This is a genomic window from Micromonospora sp. NBC_01740 (genome assembly GCF_035920365.1).
In the GTDB taxonomy this organism is placed as follows: domain Bacteria; phylum Actinomycetota; class Actinomycetes; order Mycobacteriales; family Micromonosporaceae; genus Micromonospora; species Micromonospora reichwaldensis.
This window is the reverse complement of sequence record NZ_CP109150.1, coordinates 4,072,032-4,090,333: the sequence shown is the minus strand read 5'-3', so window position 1 is coordinate 4,090,333 and position 18,302 is coordinate 4,072,032. Positions and strand designations below refer to the sequence as shown.

General features: G+C 67.4%; 18 protein-coding genes and 1 pseudogene. 4 read left to right on the top strand and 15 right to left on the bottom strand.

Translation table 11 applies throughout. The features are described from left to right. Window positions 1-46: 46 nt before the first annotated feature. The 7 genes from OG989_RS18975 to OG989_RS18945 all read right to left on the bottom strand — a co-directional run bounded on the left by OG989_RS18975 (window position 47) and on the right by OG989_RS18945 (window position 5,451). Window positions 47-934, bottom strand: a complete 888-nt coding sequence (locus tag OG989_RS18975) for a DUF1963 domain-containing protein (protein ID WP_225852202.1) — start codon at window positions 932-934, stop codon at window positions 47-49. Window positions 935-1,106: 172 nt separating this feature from the next. Then, on the bottom strand, window positions 1,107-1,865 hold the full coding sequence (locus OG989_RS18970; protein ID WP_151454767.1) for a class I SAM-dependent methyltransferase: 759 nt from the start codon (window positions 1,863-1,865) through the stop codon (window positions 1,107-1,109). A 264-nt stretch (window positions 1,866-2,129) separates the two neighbouring features. Then, a complete protein-coding gene (locus OG989_RS18965; RefSeq protein ID WP_327027849.1) occupies window positions 2,130-3,362 on the bottom strand; it encodes an ArdC family protein in 1,233 nt (410 codons plus the stop codon). Window position 3,363: 1 nt separating this feature from the next. Continuing rightward, window positions 3,364-3,540: a hypothetical protein gene (locus OG989_RS18960; protein ID WP_327027847.1), complete on the bottom strand. Its 177-nt coding sequence runs from the start codon at window positions 3,538-3,540 to the stop codon at window positions 3,364-3,366. Between the two features lie 61 nt (window positions 3,541-3,601). Then, complete coding sequence (locus tag OG989_RS18955) at window positions 3,602-4,351, bottom strand: hypothetical protein (protein WP_327027846.1); 750 nt, start codon at window positions 4,349-4,351, stop codon at window positions 3,602-3,604. A 27-nt stretch (window positions 4,352-4,378) separates the two neighbouring features. After that, window positions 4,379-4,786: a M23 family metallopeptidase gene (locus tag OG989_RS18950; protein ID WP_327027845.1), complete on the bottom strand. Its 408-nt coding sequence runs from the start codon at window positions 4,784-4,786 to the stop codon at window positions 4,379-4,381. A 515-nt stretch (window positions 4,787-5,301) separates the two neighbouring features. Then, window positions 5,302-5,451: a hypothetical protein gene (locus OG989_RS18945; protein ID WP_327027844.1), complete on the bottom strand. Its 150-nt coding sequence runs from the start codon at window positions 5,449-5,451 to the stop codon at window positions 5,302-5,304. 149 nt (window positions 5,452-5,600) lie between these two features. Between OG989_RS18945 and OG989_RS18940 the strand changes: the two genes are divergently transcribed. Next, window positions 5,601-6,842, top strand: a complete 1,242-nt coding sequence (locus OG989_RS18940) for an IS701 family transposase (RefSeq protein ID WP_327027843.1) — start codon at window positions 5,601-5,603, stop codon at window positions 6,840-6,842. 138 nt (window positions 6,843-6,980) lie between these two features. Here the strand turns inward: OG989_RS18940 and OG989_RS18935 are convergent, their stop codons facing one another. Further along, entirely contained in the window at window positions 6,981-8,141 is a 1,161-nt protein-coding gene (locus OG989_RS18935; RefSeq protein WP_442791955.1) for an IS701 family transposase, read from the bottom strand. Between the two features lie 211 nt (window positions 8,142-8,352). On the opposite strand from OG989_RS18935, the pseudogene OG989_RS18930 reads away from it, so the two are divergent. Next, window positions 8,353-8,763, top strand: a pseudogene (locus OG989_RS18930) (hypothetical protein); the annotation flags it as partial. A gap of 30 nt (window positions 8,764-8,793) precedes the next feature. Here the strand turns inward: OG989_RS18930 and OG989_RS18925 are convergent. Next, window positions 8,794-9,951, bottom strand: coding sequence for an IS110 family transposase (locus tag OG989_RS18925; protein ID WP_327027842.1), 1,158 nt, complete (start codon window positions 9,949-9,951; stop codon window positions 8,794-8,796). Window positions 9,952-10,449: 498 nt separating this feature from the next. On the opposite strand from OG989_RS18925, the gene OG989_RS18920 reads away from it, so the two are divergent. Continuing rightward, window positions 10,450-11,223, top strand: a complete 774-nt coding sequence (locus OG989_RS18920) for a hypothetical protein (RefSeq protein WP_327027841.1) — start codon at window positions 10,450-10,452, stop codon at window positions 11,221-11,223. A 354-nt stretch (window positions 11,224-11,577) separates the two neighbouring features. Here the strand turns inward: OG989_RS18920 and OG989_RS18915 are convergent, their stop codons facing one another. From OG989_RS18915 to OG989_RS18895, 5 genes are all read right to left on the bottom strand, one after another. Next, window positions 11,578-11,697: a protease inhibitor I9 family protein gene (locus OG989_RS18915; RefSeq protein WP_327027840.1), complete on the bottom strand. Its 120-nt coding sequence runs from the start codon at window positions 11,695-11,697 to the stop codon at window positions 11,578-11,580. Window positions 11,698-11,725: 28 nt separating this feature from the next. After that, window positions 11,726-12,895 carry an ISAs1 family transposase gene (locus tag OG989_RS18910; RefSeq protein ID WP_327027839.1) on the bottom strand — a complete coding sequence of 390 codons (1,170 nt, stop codon included), beginning with the start codon at window positions 12,893-12,895 and terminating at the stop codon, window positions 11,726-11,728. A gap of 108 nt (window positions 12,896-13,003) precedes the next feature. After that, window positions 13,004-13,831 carry a hypothetical protein gene (locus OG989_RS18905; RefSeq protein ID WP_327027838.1) on the bottom strand — a complete coding sequence of 276 codons (828 nt, stop codon included), beginning with the start codon at window positions 13,829-13,831 and terminating at the stop codon, window positions 13,004-13,006. Between the two features lie 275 nt (window positions 13,832-14,106). Continuing rightward, a complete protein-coding gene (locus tag OG989_RS18900; protein WP_151454774.1) occupies window positions 14,107-14,787 on the bottom strand; it encodes a hypothetical protein in 681 nt (226 codons plus the stop codon). Window positions 14,788-14,974: 187 nt separating this feature from the next. Continuing rightward, window positions 14,975-15,712: a DUF6193 family natural product biosynthesis protein gene (locus OG989_RS18895; protein ID WP_327027837.1), complete on the bottom strand. Its 738-nt coding sequence runs from the start codon at window positions 15,710-15,712 to the stop codon at window positions 14,975-14,977. Window positions 15,713-16,080: 368 nt separating this feature from the next. Here OG989_RS18895 and OG989_RS18890 point away from each other — a divergent pair, with 368 nt between their 5' ends. Continuing rightward, a complete protein-coding gene (locus tag OG989_RS18890; protein ID WP_327027836.1) occupies window positions 16,081-16,845 on the top strand; it encodes an SMI1/KNR4 family protein in 765 nt (254 codons plus the stop codon). Between the two features lie 162 nt (window positions 16,846-17,007). On the opposite strand, the gene OG989_RS18885 is transcribed toward OG989_RS18890, so the two are convergent. Continuing rightward, window positions 17,008-18,261 carry an NYN domain-containing protein gene (locus OG989_RS18885; RefSeq protein WP_327027835.1) on the bottom strand — a complete coding sequence of 418 codons (1,254 nt, stop codon included), beginning with the start codon at window positions 18,259-18,261 and terminating at the stop codon, window positions 17,008-17,010. Window positions 18,262-18,302: the final 41 nt, after the last annotated feature.

Below are 18,302 nucleotides of genomic sequence, written 5' to 3'. Positions count from 1 at the left end.
GCAAATCCGGATGCCGGTTCGGGCGCTGTCAGTGACTCCTGTCGGGTCAGGAGCAGTCGAATCGGTGGTCGTGGGGACGCTCTGGACATGATGTGCAGACGAAGATGTAGACGCCGCCGGCGTCGCCGAGCATCAATCCTGCCGGGTTCTGAAGCGACCGCCACGGATGGTCATCCGGGCTGTCGAAGCCCCATCCGATCATTGCGGGCCGGTCCTCCAGCGGGACCCAACGTCGCTCGTCGCCCCGGCTGAACTCCCAGGTGGCGATGGTGAGCAGATGCTCCATCCGAACCCCGCACATGCAAACCGGCCAGTCAGGCGACTGCGTCCAGCCGGGGTAGCCGCCGACCTTGATCCCGGAAGCGACCGCCAGGTCGGTGTCGTACTCCCAGCCGTGGTCAGCCTCGACCCGGCGCGCCGCTTCCTGGATCTGCGACCACACCTCATGCGGCAGGTCGTACGACGGGTACTCGACCACCCGCTCGGGATCGACGACGCACGCGTCGGGCACATACCACGCTTCGGCGTCCTCGTGTGGCGTGGGCATCGCCGCCAGTCGGGGTCCGATCGTTGATCGTCGCCGCCAGCGCAAGCGCGGAAGCGGAGCACTCCAGGGATCATGGTCAAAGGGGCACCACAGCACCTGCAGCACGTCCGAGCCCTCTGGGAATGGCAGCTCGGGCACATCGTCGGCGAGCAGTTGCAGGACCGGCACGAGTGGCACCTCAGCCTCGGCGGGATGATCGTCCAGACCTTCACCGTCACAGGTTGGCCAGGGCTCGTTCGCCGGCCACAGCAGCGACCCGCCCACGGAGCTCTGCTCGACCGACGGCGAGCCCTTGCGTGGATGCAGCCGGATGGTCGTCCGCGCGAACGCACGCAACTGCGGGAAGACCGCGTCCATATCGATCGGAGCCAGCGGGGTGGTGTGCACGGCCGAGATCGTACGGGCAAGCAGCGTCCCGTCTCTCAGAACGCCTCGCTGGCAAGCGCGATCGGCGGCATGAGCGCGTGTCGGCCTCAGTCGGCTGGGGGAGTCCCATCCTGCGGTCGAGGCGACGATGCGAGCGGTCACCGCGTCTGGGTCGACGAGCCGGTGCAGCGTTTCAGCGGGGTGCGCGTCTGGCCTCGACGAGGGTCCGAGTCGAGTGGGCCACGAAGGCGCCGTGGTGGCGGATGTGGGCGTCCAGTCGCTCGAGGGTGTCCCGGTACCGCTCCACCGTGAAGTCGGGCACCCACCACACGCACTTGCGCAGGGTGTAGACGACCGCGCCGATGTCGAAGAACTCCATCCGGCAACGAGCGGTGCGCAGGTCCACGATCTCGAGCGCGGCCGCCCGCGCTGCCGCGGCCTCACGATCGGGGTGACGGCCGAGCCGCTCCCGCGGCAGCGGGCCGCGGAAGAACTCGATGAGCTCGAACGTGGAGGCCGGCCCGACGTGCTGAGCGAGGTACGTGCCGTCATCGGTGAGCACGCGGGCGATCTCGTTCCAGTCGGGGTCCACCGGATGACGGCTCGTCACCAGCTCGAAGCTGGCGTCGGGGAAGGGCAGGGGCCGGCCTTGCTCGACGGGCACGACCTCGACACCGCGGGGCGACAACGCCCGACGGGCGCGCTCGGCGTTCGGGCGCCAGCCTTCGGTGACGACCATTCTCGGCGGTAGGTGCGGCACCTCGGCGATGATCTCGCCGCCACCGGTGTCGATGTCCAGGGCCGAGGTGACCTGGGGCAGGCGCGATGCGATCAACCGCGAGTATCCCCACGGCGGCCGCTCTTCCGTCGCCCGGCCTTCGAGCCAGCCGAAGTCCCAGCCGGACACGTCCACTGCGGCGGCCTCATCGACCAGGTCACTGAACGTACGCACACCGAGCATCCTGCCGGTGCCGTCAACTGGTTTGCGTGGCCACGTCGTGTCCGCTCATCGACAGATCCGCGCATTGTCGTGTGCGGCACACCAGCAGTCTTGACACTTACGCACCGTTACTTGGCTCTCGGCGAGGCCGCCCGTGGTGGGTCCCTTTATGGCCGCCCCGGTGGAGCCCATCTCGGCCGTCATAGCCATGACGACGAATCGGTTGTGGGTCCTGAGCAAGGCGCGCACCGAGAAGTCCACCGTGGCGGAGTGGGCTCATGGTAGGCGCGTTCCTCTCCGGGCGGTGACGGCGTTGGCAGCGGCCGGGGTTGGAGCTAGGTCGTCGGCGTGCACCGTTCGGAAAAGCGGCGGAAACGCGCGCGCGGCTGCGACAAGCGGCTGGTCGATGCTGGCGGTCGCACGGCTGGCGGAGGCTTCGGCGGTGGCGCGCGCCGCTGAGGCGCGGCGTACACCGCTGGTCACTTGGGCGGCCAGCGCCGGTGCGACGGTGGCGCCGTCGGGGGTGCCGTTGATGTCGACGGCTTCGGTGATGCGGAACGCGGCGGAGACGATGCGCTGGCCGGCGGCCTGCACAATGCCCTCTGGGCTCTGGCCGGTCTGCTCGGCGGCGCGCTGTGCCCACAGCGCGACGTAGGCGAAGGTGTACGTCGAGGTGTCCAGCCCGTAGCGTTCGGCGACCAGAAACGCGACGCTCTCGGCCTCGACCTCCCGCTCGCCCCGGCAGCCGCGGGTGGTCTCCCAACCGAAGTCGCTCGGCGTGTGCAGGTCCACATGTCCGAGCTCGTGGATCATCGTCTTGACGGCTTGGGCGTCGTCCACGTCGTCGCGGACCTTGATCAACCGGTTGGTGTAGTCGGTGAACCCGTTCGCGCCTCGGCAGTCACCGCGCTCAACGGTGTATCCCCGCTCCTCGGCGAGCATGACCAACTGGTCGTACAACCCTGCGGGCGCCTGGCCCTCGAGGAGTTGGGGCATAACGTCAGCGAACGCAGGTCCGCCGGGCACATCGATGTCCGGACCTTCGGTCTGGCTGATGTCGAAGACGGCCACGGGCTTGAACGTGTGCAGGACTCGCGCCGGCTGGGCGGTCTGCTCCGCCGCCGACAGTTGAGGGTCCTGCTTCGTGGGCTCGCTGCGGTCCTCGGGGCTTTCCTGCGGATCGTCCGTCACGCGCTTCGTGACCGGGGCCAGGATGGCGATGCCCTTCTCACCCTTGCGCACGTGCCGGCCGAACTCGGTCTTCCACCGCTTGTAGCCGGCGACCCACGTTGCATCTGGGCGCTGTGCCATGATCAGCAAGACGTTGTTGAAGGAGTAGCCGTGGAACTTGGCGGCGAACTGAAGCCACCGGCGCCACTGATCGCTGTCCGTGATCTTGCCGACCTCCGCGACGACGCGCTCGTGGAGGTCGGCGAGCTTGGCCCGTCGTTCGGCGGCCCATTGTTCTCGCTGCTTGTCGCTTGGCGACGTCCCTCGTCGGGTAGCCATGTCAGCGTCCCGCCGATCCGTCCTGGTGCAGGCCCATCCGGGTGGCAAGCTGGTTGATGAGCCTCTGCTGGGCGTCGAGCTGGCGCTGTTGCGCCTCGCAGGTCGCGGTGAGGTCGTCGATCTGGTCCTGCAGCGCGGTGATGATGGCGTCTCGGTCAAGTTGCGGCTGAATACTCATCGCGGTCCCTTCAGTGGTGGTGGTTGGCGTGGCTGGGCGGCGAGGCTGGGATGGGAATTCGTCAGCGGCTTCGCCGGGGCGATGCCGGTTGGGGAACGGCGGCCGCCGGACTCACGGTGGGGGCAGCGGTGTGGCTGGCCGGCAATGGCCGGAAAGCGGCGGCCACTGTGGAAGCGACCGGGAAAGATGGGAGCGTGGGTTCTTCGGGCGGGGCCTTGAGGACTCCGCCGATGACGTCGACGAACCAGTCCACGGCGGGTCGTCCGTCGATCTGAGTCCTGCTGATCTGGTGCTCGCCGACTTTCTTGGCCAAGGCGGCGTAGATCGCTTGGCTGGTGGAATGGCGGGCGTCCTGCCGCCCCTGCCTCTGGCCGTGGTTCCAGCCGGCGACGACGCCTGCGGCGATGGGACTCAGGTCGGGGTAGTCGGTGCGGGCGGCCGCGTGGGCGCTCTCGCGGGCACGGCCGGGGGTGTTCTGAGGGCCGGTCCGGCCGATGACGGTGGCGGCTTCTGCCACCGCCCATAGGAGGTTGCGGGCGTCGGGGTCGTCGATTCCGGTGCGAGTGAGTCGGGACATGGCGTCAAAGGCAGCGTTCTGGAAACCTTCCACGGCTCGCCGGTGGCCGGCTTCCGCGCCGCTCCGGTAGCCGGACTTCCACGCGGCGTCGACGACGGCGCGTTCGGCGGCCGGTGACGTGGGCATTCGTCCGGTCAGTGCTTGGCTGATGGGTACGGCCAGCCGATCCACGGACATCCCGGGTATGCGGGACTGCAGGTGGAACAGCATCGTCCAGGCTCTGATCTGGTCCATCGGATCTCCACTCACAGGAGGTAGGGGTCAGAAGCGGATGCCTAGGTCAGCCATGACGACTGCCGGGTCCTGCGCCGTGTTGTTGTTGATCGGCGGCGCGTTGCGGTGGATCTGGTAGTGCAGGTGTGGGCCGCTGGAGTGGCCGGTGGAACCGACGCGACCGATCTCCTGGCCGACGTCGACGGCCTGCCCGGGGACGACACTCAGGGAGACCAGGTGGCAGTAGGTGGTGCCCATCCCGCCGGCGTGCTGGACCTCGACGGTCAGCCCACAGCCGGGCAGCTCGGGGTTGCCGGGGCGGTCGCAGTAGGCGCTGGTGCACTCGGCGGAGGTGACGGTGCCGGCGACTGCCGCCAGGACCGGTGTGCCGGTGGGGGCGATCAGGTCGATCCCGCGGTGAGCGCGGTTCCCCCGGGGGGGCGCCCCATCCGTCACCGACGCTGTAGCTGCCCTCGGGCAGGGGCACTCGCCACTCGCCGGTCGCGCCCCCACTGCAGCTGATGCCGAGCTGGCCGCGGACGAGCTGCACCAGGCGCTGGGCCTCGCTCTGCCACTTCGCGTACGCGTCCGGGTACTTGGAGACCTGCACCGCCTGGGCGGCCTCGGCCAGGGACATGTGCTCCCAGCCGTTGACCGTGACCAGAGCGTCGTAGAACTTCCCGGCGGCGTAGTCGGGCCTCATGCGCTGCGCGACGGTGCCCCACCCGGGCCGCTGCTGGAACAGGCCCACGGAGTCGTGGTCACGGCCGACACCCTCGTGGGGAATGCCCAGGGATTCCGGCACCGTTGAGTTGGCAAGGTTCCGCAGTGTCGACTCCTGCATCGCCGTCGCTACGGCAACCGTCCACCCCTTCGACGGCACGTTCTTCTCGGCGCCGACCCGGACGATGGTGGCGGCGTGGCCGACCTGCGCCGGGTTCCAGGAGGCGTCTGCCGTGCTTTCGGCAGGGTTAGCTGAGGGAGACGGTGGGACGACGGTGCACTGGTAGGGGGGGCGACGCCACCACCGCCACTCCGCCGATCATGATCAGCGTGAGCGGTACGAGGAACGCGACGGCCAGGGCGGCGGCGCCCCATTTCCACGCCGTGCTGCTGTTCATGGCCGCACCGGCTGGACGTCGTAGTGCGCCACCCGCCAGCCGGGCTGGCCGCTGTCTCCGGCGCGCAGGGTGCAGAACACGACACTGTGCTCGGTCCAGCCGCGCCACCCGCCGTCGCCGACCGGTGTCGCGGTGAGTCGGACTGCCCGGTGCGCCTCGATGGTGCTGACCGGTTCGTGCGGCCGGAACCGCGTGCGACGGCGGCACGGTTCGTGGAAGGGCTGCTGTCGGACGTAGAACGTAAAACCTGCTGGTCTTTGGCCGAACGCGCTGGTCACGCCGATCCGCAGGCGATGCAGCGGCTGCTGCGTACGGCGGTGTGGGACGCCGACGCCGTGCGCGATGACGTGCGTGACTGGCTGATCGAGCAACTCGGCCACCCCGACGCCGTGCTGGTCACAGACGAGACCGGCTTCCTCAAGAAAGGGGTGTGCTCGGTCGGGGTGCAGCGGCAGTACACCGGCACCGCCGGCCGTGTCGAGAACAGCCAGGTCGGGGTGTTCCTGGCCTACGTGTCACCAGCGGGGCGGGCGATGATCGACCGCCGGCTCTACATGCCGGAGACGACCTGGTGCGACCGTCCCGACCGTCTCACCGCCGCAGGCGTTCCCGATCAGGTCGGGTTCGCTACGAAGCCGGCCCTGGCCCGGCAGATGATCGCCACCGCGTTGGACGCCGGAGTTCCGGCCGGGTGGGTGACCGGCGACGAGGTCTACGGCGCCGACCCGGGCCTGCGCGCTGACCTGGAACACCGCGGGATCGGCTACGCCCTGGCCATCGGCTGCGACCGACGCGTGGCGGTCAACGACGGCCGCACCCTCGTACGCGTCGACGACCTTGCCAAGCGGATCCCCACCCGCGAGTGGCAGCTGCACAGTTGCGGGCCAGGGGCGAAAGGTCCTCGCGACTACCTGTGGGCCTGGATCACCACCGCCACCACCCTGGGTGAGCATCGGTGGCTGCTCATCCGTCGCAACCGGACCACCGGCGAGCTGGCCTTCTACCTGTGCTGGTCACCCCGCCCGGTGCCGCTACACACCCTCGTGACCGTCGCCGGCTCCCGCTGGAGCATCGAAGAACTGTTCCAGACCGGGAAAGGCCAGGTCGGCCTGGACCACTACCAAATCCGCAGTTGGACCGGCTGGCACCGGTTCATCACCCTGGCCATGCTCGCCCTGGCCGTCCTGACCATCCTCGCCGCCACAGCGCAGCAGCCCGACGCCGACCCGGAGATCATCACGCTGACCGTCGCCGAGATCCGCCGACTCCTCAACGCCTTCGTCCTCGCTGCGGCGCTACCGCCAGCGCACACCCTGCACTGGTCGATCTGGCGACGAACATCCCAAGCCAGAGCCCGACGATCCCACTACCAGCGCAGACAGGCGAAGTGACGTTGGAGTATTAGTACTCCAGCCGCACCTGGTGGAGTCGGTGTCTTCGCTGGTAGTGGGCTGTTCGGGCGCGGTACTGGTGTCGGCGTCGCCATCGTGACCATCGATGGATGTGGTCGAAGGGTCGGTTGGTGGTGATCAGGTGTGCCAGGAGACGGCGGACCTCGCCGAGGCTGAGGGGTATGAGGCCGTCATCGGATTCGGCGCCCCCTTTTTGGCGTGGGCGGCGGTGACGGCGAGGTAGGCGTGGGCGCACAGAACGAGAGTTATGTGCCGGTACCAGGCGTCGTACCGACGCACCTGATAGTGGTCCAGACCGACCTCGGTCTTGGCGGTCTGGAAGCACTCCTCGACCGCCCACCGGGTCCCGGCGATGCGGATCAGCTCCTCGTCGCGTGTCCCGGCCGGGCCGAAGCACAGGTAGTAGGCCAGGTCCGTGGGGTCGGTGATGCTGCGGCGGATCAACAGCCAGTGGCTGTAGCCGTCGGTGATGCCGGGCAGGGAGGCCACGGCCCAGTCATAGAGCCGCGGCCCTTTGGCGCCGTCGCCGCAGCTGCGGCGCTTCCACGCCAGGGCCGGCGCGGCGGCGGCGAGGACGTCCGGGCGGGAGTTGCCGGCCGTGGTCGGGACCCGTTGGTTGCGGGGCACGGCCAGGACGTAGCCGAGGCGCTGCTGCTGCAACCACGTCCGGAACTTCGAGTCCTGCCCGTATGCCTCGTCCGCGGTGACCCACTTCGCCGGCAGGCCGGCGACGACGGCGCGTTGAATCATCCGCAAACCCAACGCAGGCTTCGTCGCGAACCCGACGCTCGCGGCGATGCCGGCCTCGGCGCGGCGGACGGGGTCATCGCACCAGCGGCGCGGCAGATACAACTCCCGGTCGATCAGCGTGCGCCCGGCTGGGCTGGCGTAGGCGAGGAACACCCCGAGCTGGCAGTTTTCCGTCCGTCCGGCCGTGCCGGAGTACTGGCGCTGCACCCCGGCCGACTTGATCCCCTTCTTCAGGAAGCCGGTCTCGTCGACGATCAGCACCCCGTCGTCGTGGCCAAGGTGCTCGGTCACGTAAGCGAACAGGTCGTCACGAACAGCGTCTGGGTCCCACGCGGACCTGTTGAGCAACCGTTGCATCCGATTCGGCGTGGTGTCACCGGCAGCCTCTGCCAAGGTCCAGCCGTTCTTGCTGGCTAGGGGCGACAGCAACCCGACCAGGTAGGCCAGCGCCTGCCGGCGCGGCTCCGCCCGCCCGAACCGGTGCGCGAACCGTGCCAGCAGATCATCCAGCCCTGCCCGCCAGCCCACGATCTCATCGATCAACACAAGCACGGGAGCCTGCCCCTCCCACGACCAACCACAACAGACAGACAGTGCGATCACCTCACCCATCGCACGAATAGCATCGACACCCGCAGCTACACGGCCGCCGTCCGGACAGGGCCGATCATGGCGATGAACTGTCGAAACTCCAGATCAGGCAAGTGCGGCTGGAGTATTAGGCGGTGCCGTCATGCAGCCACTGGATGATACCGGCAACCCTCTACTCGATCGGCTTGACCCAGACGACGGGCGCAGGCTGTTGGCTCTGGGATGCCAGCTGATCTGGGCAACGACGTGGATGGCGGAGGCGAACGAGGTCGTCTCACCACGGCTCGGGCTTCCGGACCTGCCCGTGGTCGAATGGCCGGACGGCGACGAGGATCCGGAGCACGGTCTGCACTGAAAGACCGTGTTCCTGACCCAGTGGGCAGCCGGACGCCCGTTCGTCTGGCTTGACAACGAGATAACTGATGCTGACCGGCGATAGGTCGCGGCTCATCACCCGGCGCGGGCGCTGCTGCACCGTGTCGACCCATACCTGGGCCTGACCAAAGCGGATTTCTCAGCGATCCGTCAATGGCTCCCGCAGGCTGACGGCCCTGCTTGATCACCTGCACGCTCATGGCACCCCTTTATGTCAAGGCGCCGCTGACACCAGGGGTTTAGGGTGGTTGGTGGCGGGTCCGGGAAGTGGCTTGTCCGAAGGGCCGATGTCCGGGGTTAGGTCGGTCACGCTGGATTGCAGAGTCGTCCCCGAGTGCCCTCCCGGATCCGCCGCCTGCCTGCGTTTCTGGTCGGTGATCATGCGGGCGTAGACGACGTTGGACAGTCGGCGTTTGAGGGCGCGCATGGCTTCCATGGAGGTCTTCCCGGCGGCCTTCTTCGCGTCGAAGTAGGCGCGGCCTTCGGTGCGGTTGCGCAGCTGGACGACGGCCATGATGTGCAGTGTGCGGTTGATGCGGCGGTTGCCGGCGCGGGAGAGTCGGTGACGCTTCTGGTCGCCGGAGGAGGCGTCCAGCGGGGCGGTGCCGTTCCAGGACGCGAACCGGTCGCGGTCGGCGAAGCGGCGGATGTCGCCGACGTCTGCCAGCAGCCGGGCTGCACCTGAGGGGCCGATGCCGTGCAGGTCCATCAGGGTGGAGCTGCGGGCGACCACCAGTTCCTTGAGGTCCTTCTCCGCGGTCTTGATCTTCTTGTCGATGCCCTCGAGTTCACCGATGAGCTCGACGGCGAGACGGCGCCGGGTCTTGCCCACGATGTCGCGGGGTTTGATGGTCGCGATCAGCGCCCGTGCCTGTCGTGCGGACAGGAATTGCTTTGCCCCGCCGGGAAAAAGCTCCAGCAGCAGCCGGTGCAGCCGGTTGATGGTCTGCGTCCTGGCGCGGCCCAACTCGTCGCGACGGTCGACCAGCATTCCCATCACCTGCAGGTCCGGGTCGAGCTGGACTTGCACGAGGTTCGGGGTGCGCAGTGCGACCATCGCGACCGAGTGCGCATCCACCGGGTCGGTCTTGCGGCCGTTGCCGCTGGCGAACACCCGCACCTGCGCCGACAGCTTCGCGGGTACGTCGAGCACCGTCTCACCGTCATGCAGCAGGCGGTGGGCGATGTGCTTGCCGATGCCGTTGCAACCCTCGACCGCCCACACCCGATCGGCGTACTGGCGGCCGGCGGCGAGCATCTGCGCGTAGCCGGTCTTGTCGGTGCCGTACCTGCCCACTGCGAGCACCCGGGCACGTTCGTCGACGACCTCGATGGTGGCCGAGCGCTTGTGCGGGTCCATCCCGATGATCACAGACATCGGCGCCTCCCTTGGCTGAACCGGATGGGGTTGTCAGCAAGGAGGGCACCGCTACTTCGAGCAGGACAAACCCCTTTCCAGCCTCTCCTCGCGCGGTGCCCGGCGAGACCGCAGGCCATGAGAGAGCCACACCAATGACACCGGTGGGCAGCCGCAATGTGGGAGCGTCTCGCCGGGCACCTGGACCGAGTCTGGCCGGACATCGATCCTGAACCAAGTCTCTAAGTAGCCGCATCCTGCGCGTCGCCGGTCGGCTGCAACGTCGGACCGTAGCGAGCCCAGCCTGCGTGAGCGTCCGGATGTGCCGCTTGAGTGTGCCGGTCTGTCGAGTTGAGTGCACCGGAGGGTCGTACCCGTGCGTGACGGCATAGCTGGCGGCTGCCGCCGCTGTCACGACCAGTAGGGTCGGCGGCATGTTCAGTGATCAACTCAGGACGCCGAATGATGGCGCCACCTGCCCGGCGGCGGGTCCTCAGGCGTAGGAGAAGCAGCATGGCTTGGGAGATCATTACGGTGTGTCTCGATCCGGTGGACCGCCGCGAGATCGACGTCGCCTTGGCCGCAGCGATGCGGCCTTACGACCGGGATGCCCCGCAGCACCCGGACGATGAGTGGGGTGGGCGGTGGGACCGCTACCGAATCGGTTGGTCCGCGAGGATCCCCGTCGTGGGCGGGTACGAGGACGATCCGCGGCTGGTGCGCGGCGACTCGTCCGAGGTCATGGGCCGGGGTTACTGCGACGGTGGGCCGCGGGCGCTGCTCGATCTGGGGGCTGTCCGCACTGCGGCCGCCGAGGCGGCCGGTCGGGAGTGGGACGAGTGGCAACAGATGGCGGCCTCCTTTCCACCGGCGCGCCCCCTTGTCCACTTCGTTGAGAGTTCGGCGGAACCCCACGACTACTTCGGGCGCAAGGCGTGGCAGGCCTATCACTCGCAGCCGCTCCTCGCGGCCGTGGCGAACAGATACGGCTTTACCACCGCACCGTTTCAGCGGATCCGTAACCGGGGTGACGATCCCGTCGTCTCGTTCGGCCTGTCTCGGGTCGAGTTTATGGCTCTGCGCGCTCGCGAGGCGCTAGCGACCGACGGCCTGCTGACGCTCTCAGGCGAGTGGCTCGACCCCGATCTAATGGGCAGCAGCGCACCGGGCCTTGCTGGCCAACTCGACAACCTACGACTTCGCCGTGACTACCGACACTTCACGGACCTCTATCTGATGGAACTGCCACCCGACGCGATGCTACTGCACGTGCATATCCACTGCTGATCCAGGACGAACATCAGCCGCTGTGAATCGTCTGCGACGGCCGTCGGGGCGGCGGGGCGGCGGGGCTGAACATGCCGCCCGGTGGGCGCCGTGGTGCGGAGCTCGGTCGGCATATCCAGCCGGGGAGCGTGGCGACTCCCTGACACCGGCAACATCGCCGATCTCGAATTTTTCCCCTACCTACAATGCGTCCGCTCACTGCGCAGACGCTCGTTTTCCATGGTCAGATGCACGCATCTGCCGCCGACCGTGCGCGTTCGGCGCCGCCCTGTCGTGCCGAGAACAGTGCATCGTCGGCTGCAAGCGCATTCCGCCCATCATCGTGGCGGAGTCAGACGTCAGCCAGCCGCACGATCAGCAGTCCAGCCCGACAGTCGCATTGTCCTCGATCTGCACCACGTCGGGGTCCCGGCGCAGATCTTGAACCTGAGCGTCAGTCATGTCAGCGGAGAAGCTGTTGATGAAGTCGAACACTCTGCTCGGCAGGGCCCCGGCAAAGTCGTCAGGTGATGCCGAGTAGTGCCAGGGGGCGGCTGCTGTCGCGGGCGTGATGTCGGTTGGCGGCGGCGATGTTGGTGATTCCGGCGGTGCGGAGGGCGCTGATGGCGGCGTTGCGTAGGGCGGCCATGACCTCGGGTCCGGTTCCGGTGCGGATTTGGGATCGGTCTTCGTCGTAGGTGACGTCACGCACCCAGTGGATCTTGTTCTCGATCGACCAGTGGCCGCGGATCCATGCGGCCAGCTGTGCCGGTTTTGCTTGGTGCACGCGCAGGTCGGTGATGGCGTAGATGGTCTCGGTGGTGAAGCGTTTCGGCTGGTCCAGGCGCCGTCTGCGGCGGCGGATCTGTAGGGCTTGAGCGGCGTGGGGGAAGTCGATGCCGGTGGAGATCGTCAGGGTCTTCACGGTACGGATCTCGCGGCGGCCGTGCCCGCGGTCGGTGTCGCGGAAGGCGTCCGGGACGGCCCGCCAGGGCAGACCGGAGAGCTGGCTGTGCAGGCTCGGTTGGTTGCCCTTGACGGTCAGGATCCAGTGCGCGCCGCGTTCGGCGAGGTAGTCGACGTGCTCACGCTGGCAGTGCAGCGCGTCTGCGGTGATCACGGTGTCGCGCAGGTCGTCGATCTGGTCGAGCAGCGGCTGGAATCGGGTGATCTCATTGGTCTTGCCGTTGACGTCGGTACTGGCCAGGACCACGCCGACCGCCTGATCGCAGGCGGCCATCACATGCCGGGCTGCGGTGTCGGTGGTGCGCGAGCCGCGCAGGGTCTTGCCGTCGACCGCGATCGCTCGCCGGGGCCCCGACGTGCCGGTAGTAGCCCGGCTGGCAAGCCAGACGCTGACTGCCGCGGTCAGTACCTGCGGGTCTATAGCCTGCAACAGCCGGCGGATCATCGCCTCGGACGGACGCCGATCCGGGGCCATGCCCAGCGCGAACGCAGTCGCCGCCGGCACGTCGGCGACCCACTCAGCGATCGCGCTGTACGACCGGTTGCCGGCCACCACCGCGCACACCGCAGCAGACACCACCACCGACAGCCGGTGCCGCACACCTCGCCGGGCCCGCGGATCAGGCAGATCGGCCAACGCAGCGAGCAGTCCGCCAGCGGCTTCGGACACGGTCAGAGCCGGTGCACACGACACCGACGAGATCAGCGATGATGGCAGGGCGGGCATGACTCACTTCGGCGATCAACACGGCGTAGGAACCTTGATGATCTTCTGAAACGGTCATGCCCGTCTTGCTGCCATCAACAACGGCGCTTCTACTCCAGTCCACTCAAGTCAGACACCGTCACGACTTTGCCGGGGCCCTGCTCTGCTCGGGGAGACCCCGGCTCGCGCGGCGACGGTAAGCGGATCACCGCTGCAGCGAACGCTGACTATGTACTCCCCATCGACGCGCTGTTCCTGTGGGGCACGGAAATGCGGTGCAAGCCGATCGGGGTCGGGCTCGATGCGATCGATGTCGGAGTCTTCGGAAAGTGCCGGGACCCCGGCCCTCGGCGACTGTTCCAACTGCAGGCCGGTCAGCCTGGCGCCGAATCCCCAAGAGGCGACGATGCGGTACAAGTTGTCGGGCGAAATCTGGTGCCGACTAAGTACTTGGTAGGGATCGGTTCCCGGCTTGACGATGACGAGGTAGTCGTTCTCAGCGGAGCGCCTCGCATACAGCGCCTCCAACGAGTGCGGGTCCGGTTTTGACTCGTTCTCGATGGCGTTCAGCATGGCGGTGGGGTCGTAGCCGCGCTCGCGCGCCTTGATGACGAGATGCGCCGGAGGGCGGCGGCGCAGCTGCGCGTACGCGAGCGTCCCCCTCGACTTGTGCATGTCTTCGAGGCTCAATTCATCGAACGGGTGCCAGGGCTGATAGGCGTTGGGATATTCGGCCCGCAACGAGTCATGGTCTGCCGGCAGATCCTGCACCGCGACCCTGATCGAACGCACCGAGCGCGTCGGAAGACTCGCCGACCCGCCAGCCGGATCACGGACGAAGACGAAGTCCGGTGTCATCGTCACGAAATGGGCCAGGTACGACCGAACCTCGCCATCTTCCTGCTCGATCTCCACGATGTACGGCAGATACACCGTCGGATCCGGCCACTCCGTCATCAGTGCCTCCCCTGTGAACCCCGTTGCGACCGGTTGACGGTGGTGGTCACCGACCGCTCCGCTTCACCAGGAAGCCCATCACGGCGGATTTCGAGCGAATTTTTCAGCGGTCTGCCGCACGGACTTACCCGATGACGTGAATCATGCCATGCAGGCGCTCTCATGCCGCCGATCGGGCGTTACAAGCCGTGGCCGACCAGTCACGTGCTGCAGATTCCGGTACTGCCGTTGAGTGACCAGCGTGCTGTCGAGGCGGTCCATCTACGGGCCTGACGTCACGCCGTCGCGATCGAGTATCCAATCGCGGCGATGTCCTCGTGCAGCCTGGCAACGGTCATCTCTGGGTTCAAAGCCTGCACAACGGCGTCAGTGAGCGGGCGGTGCGCGACGACGTGCTCGACCACCGTCGGGTCCAGTTCGATCTCGTAGTAGTCATCGGCGAACGTGACGTACCGGCCGACGATGTCGTCGAGCAGGATCTCGAGCAGTCCAGAGCCGTCCGGGGCGTTGTCGTCGTACGGCCCGCGGAGCGGCGGGAAGATGATGCCTTCGCCAGCGTGCCAGCGGTCGTCACCGCAGAGCCGCCACAGTACGGCGGTGGCGAGGAACTGCCCCTCCTCGTCGCCGAACGCTGGTTCCTCGATCTGTGGTCGGAACACCGTGGGGATGCCGTCGAGCAGTCCGGGCCACAGCTCGCGGTCCGGGCTGCGGTAGGGCGTCATCGCTGACTCGTGGTCGAACACACGGATGAACGCGCCCTCGGCGGTGAACACGACCGCCCACTCGTCGCCGCTGCCGTTGTTCATCAACGCCGCCGCGTCGTCACCCCAGGAGCGGGTGTAGGCGTAGTAGGGCTCACTACCGTCGAGGATGCACTCCAGCACGGCGAGTGCCTTGCAGCGGTCCCGCAGCACGCCGATGGGAGGCAGCTTGGCGGCAATGTCGTACACAGTCACCTGGGGAACCTACGCGAGACAGCACCAACGTCGTCACGTACCTCCAGGCGTCCACGAGACCTCGGCAGCAATGCACGCTCATGCCGCCGATCGCGCGTCACCTGGCGCGACAGCCGTCGGGGTAGGGAACTGCCACCGAGCGGGTGTATGGCGTGCCGCCGTACCGGCAGCACCGGTCCCGCTCGGATCAGGCTGCGCCATATGTCGCGGAACCAAGGTCGGCGGGCAGGTTGCGCGCCGCTAATGACACTGCCTCCTCCGCCGTAGCGGTCTCGCCGAGATCCTGTCCCATGTAGCCCAATGTGACGCTGTAGTCCTTGTCGCGCCTTGGATGCAAGCACACCAAGACATCACGGGAGAGGTTGGGCCGGGTCTTGGTGGAGAACCGCAAGGACCAATGGCTGGTGAACGGGTAGAGCTGCCGTAGCCTCGGCTCGGCGTACGCGGCCTCGATTAGCGCGTGGTACTCGGGCCAGCTCACCTCCGCTGCTTCCTTCAACAGGTGCCGCCACTCCGATTCGACCAGCCGAGTCGGATCGCGGTCGGGCACCTCGAACCGTCCGGTCAACTCCACGAACGACGCGGCCTGAGGGATGTCGGTCAGGGGCGTCCCGTCATGCCACGCCTGCGCGGCCCGAGCGACCTGAGCGAGATCCAGCGTGTCTCCTTGGATCAAGGCCAGACCTTGGTCACGCTCGCAACCCGTGATAAACCACCGCCGCTCTACGTAGCTGGCGGACACCTTCAGCTCCTCACGGTGCGGAACGGTAGTCGGAACGAGAGTGCCGTACAACGAACTGGACTCTGTGACCGGCACGGGGACGGAAAGCCCTTGCTCGACAGCTATGGCTCGCAACGCCGCCGCAAGGCTGCCCTCGGCAGCAACCTCCGGATAGAGAACAGCAGGATCGGGGTACGTCGGCACGGTTCACGATTCTGCCTCACACCTCCGTTGTGCCGCGACAACCGCGAGACGGGGGAATTGGGTCGCTTTGATGCATCCGGGCTTGCCGCGATCCGATCGCTACGGGGGCGTGGCAGCCCGTCGCCGGCGGTTCGGCCATGCCGCGATGCGCGCTCGTGTCGCGGACCGTGAAGGTTTCCGCGGCGCCCTCTGAGGATCATGTCGGGCATCAGGTGGGACGTGAGCGTCACGCATGTCCCGTGACGGGACACCGGTGACGCCTCGGGTGTGATCCGACAGCTGATGTGCGATGCAGCTCCGCCAGGTGATGTGCGACAGATCCAGTAAGCCAGGCGACGACAGGATGGCCGCCGAGGCAACGCCCTGTCATGGCCGATGTGCGAAGCCTCTTGCTGGCGGTCGAGCCGATCAACACGGGGGTTGCGTATGTGATCCGGGCTCGGCCACGCGATGAAGACTGGCCATGGTCGGCCTGCTTTGATCGCAGCATGGATACCGACACTGCCGTAGAACGGGCGTGGCACCGGATCGAGGATTGGCTGTCGCGGTTTGCCCCCCGCTTCCGCGCGGAGCTGAACCCGCCGGCAACGGCAGCCGAGATCGACACTGTTGCAACCGCCCTTGGTGTGGCGCTCCCGGCCGACCTTCGGGTCTGGTGGGGGCTGTCCAACGGAGTCCGGCACGGTATCGGCCTACCAAGTGCAAGCCTGATCCCTGACTTCTCAAGTCCATACCCCGTGTCCATCGCGGTGGAGCGTTGGCGGATGCACCTGGAGGTCCAGCAGGAGTCTTACCCGCCGGGCATGCGTGAGGAGATGGAACGGTTCGTGGCCGGCGAGAACGCCCAGCCAGCGGGCACCCTTCTATCCCAGTTGTACTGGCTCCCCCGATGGCTGCCCATCGCTGGTGACGGTGGTGGAGGTGGCCTATTCATCGACCTGCGTGATGGTCCGCTACACGGATGCCTGGTGGAGTTCTCCCGGGAGCACCAAGGCACGACACCGCGGTGGGAGTCCGTCACACAGCTGTGGGTAGACGTCGCTGATGAGTTGGAAGCCGTCGATTCCGACCTGCTCCGCAGCGACCGCGTTGACGACCTGCGGATCGACTGGTGGCGGCCTCCCACCTCCTGAGCGAGAACCGGCAGTTGGTGGCCTCACAACGCACGACTTGCCGCTTACCACGCGTCACGGGTGGCAGCCGCCGTCCAAGGGTGGCGGCGCGCGGTCGTACCGAGGACAGCGCGTTGGGATGTGGTCGGAGTTCATGAGTAGCGGCAGGCGGGCTTGGCGTGGTTAGTGCTCGTCCTGGATCCACGCGCACACCGCGGCTCGCTCCGTTTCCGACAACTCCATCCGGGCGTTGACCGTCAGCCGCAGCACGTTACCGGCGAACTCCGAGGCGAGGTTCGCCGCGTCGTGTCGTGCTTCCCGCCAGTCGACCCCGCTGTACTTCAGGCCGATGAGCACGAAGTGGATCGCGCTCCTCGTGACCGTGTGTCCCCGCCGGCCGCACGCCTCACGGATCACCTCCTCCGCCTGCGCCTGTGGTAAGGCGGGGTTGGCGCGGCCCTCTTCGACGATCGACCGGAACAGTGCCTGGTAGGCGTCTGTGCCGATCAGCGGTGCTCCGACGACCCGGCTCACTCGTTCGGCGATCTCCGGCGCGCTCGCGTGCTGGACCAGCTCATGCCTGGCCGGGTCGAGCAGCCAGCCGGGGTGGCGCGGCTCCAGCACCAGAGTGTCGCTCTGGATCGCCGCGACGAACTGCTTGAACCCGCCCGCCCCGGCCCAGTTTGTCGTCGCCTCCCGGCCCACGGTCTTGCGGACGTAGTGTGCTGCGGAGGCGAGGTCGACCGGTGTCGTCGACTGTGCCACAAGCTGGCGCACCGCCGCCTCGAGGCGGTTCCGCACGTTATTGCTGTCGCGGTCGGTCGGCGCAGCAGCGGTCGCGCGTGGCTGCGGCACGGGGGTTCGAACCTGGTCCACTCCGGCTTGCGACGGGCTCAGGCCCAAGGCTTCTTCGATGAACATGATGTCCGGAATCGCGAAGTCGCACACCGACTGCAGCGCGGCGGCGGTCGGCCCGCTCACCAGCATCGCCGAGGTCCTGTCGTGCTCCCGCAGCCGCATGAACACCGGGGTGAAGTCTGCGTCGGTCGACAGGACAACGAAGTCGTCGAACCGGGTCGGGTGGGTCAGGGTGTCGAGGATGTCGAGCACCATGTGGATGTCGGCACTGTTCTTACCCATGCTCGTCAGCGACGGGCAGTCCACGACCCGGAACCCGGCCCGAGTGAAGTATGAACGGAACTTGCCGGAATGGCTCGGCTCCAGGTAGCAGATCCGACGTAGCAGCACCCGCGGGACTTCGTCGTCGTCGACCCGGAATGGGCCGAGATCCTGCTCCATCCACCGCACCCAGCGTCCCGGGTCAGTGGCGAACGCCGTAGCCGCGTCGGGGCTTGAGTTGCGCAAACCGATGTACACGTTCTCGAAGTCGACGAATAGTGCCGCACGGCGATACGAAGCGGGCTGGGCTTCGGCCATGGCGCTACCTCCGGAACGTGGACTGATCGACCATAGACGGC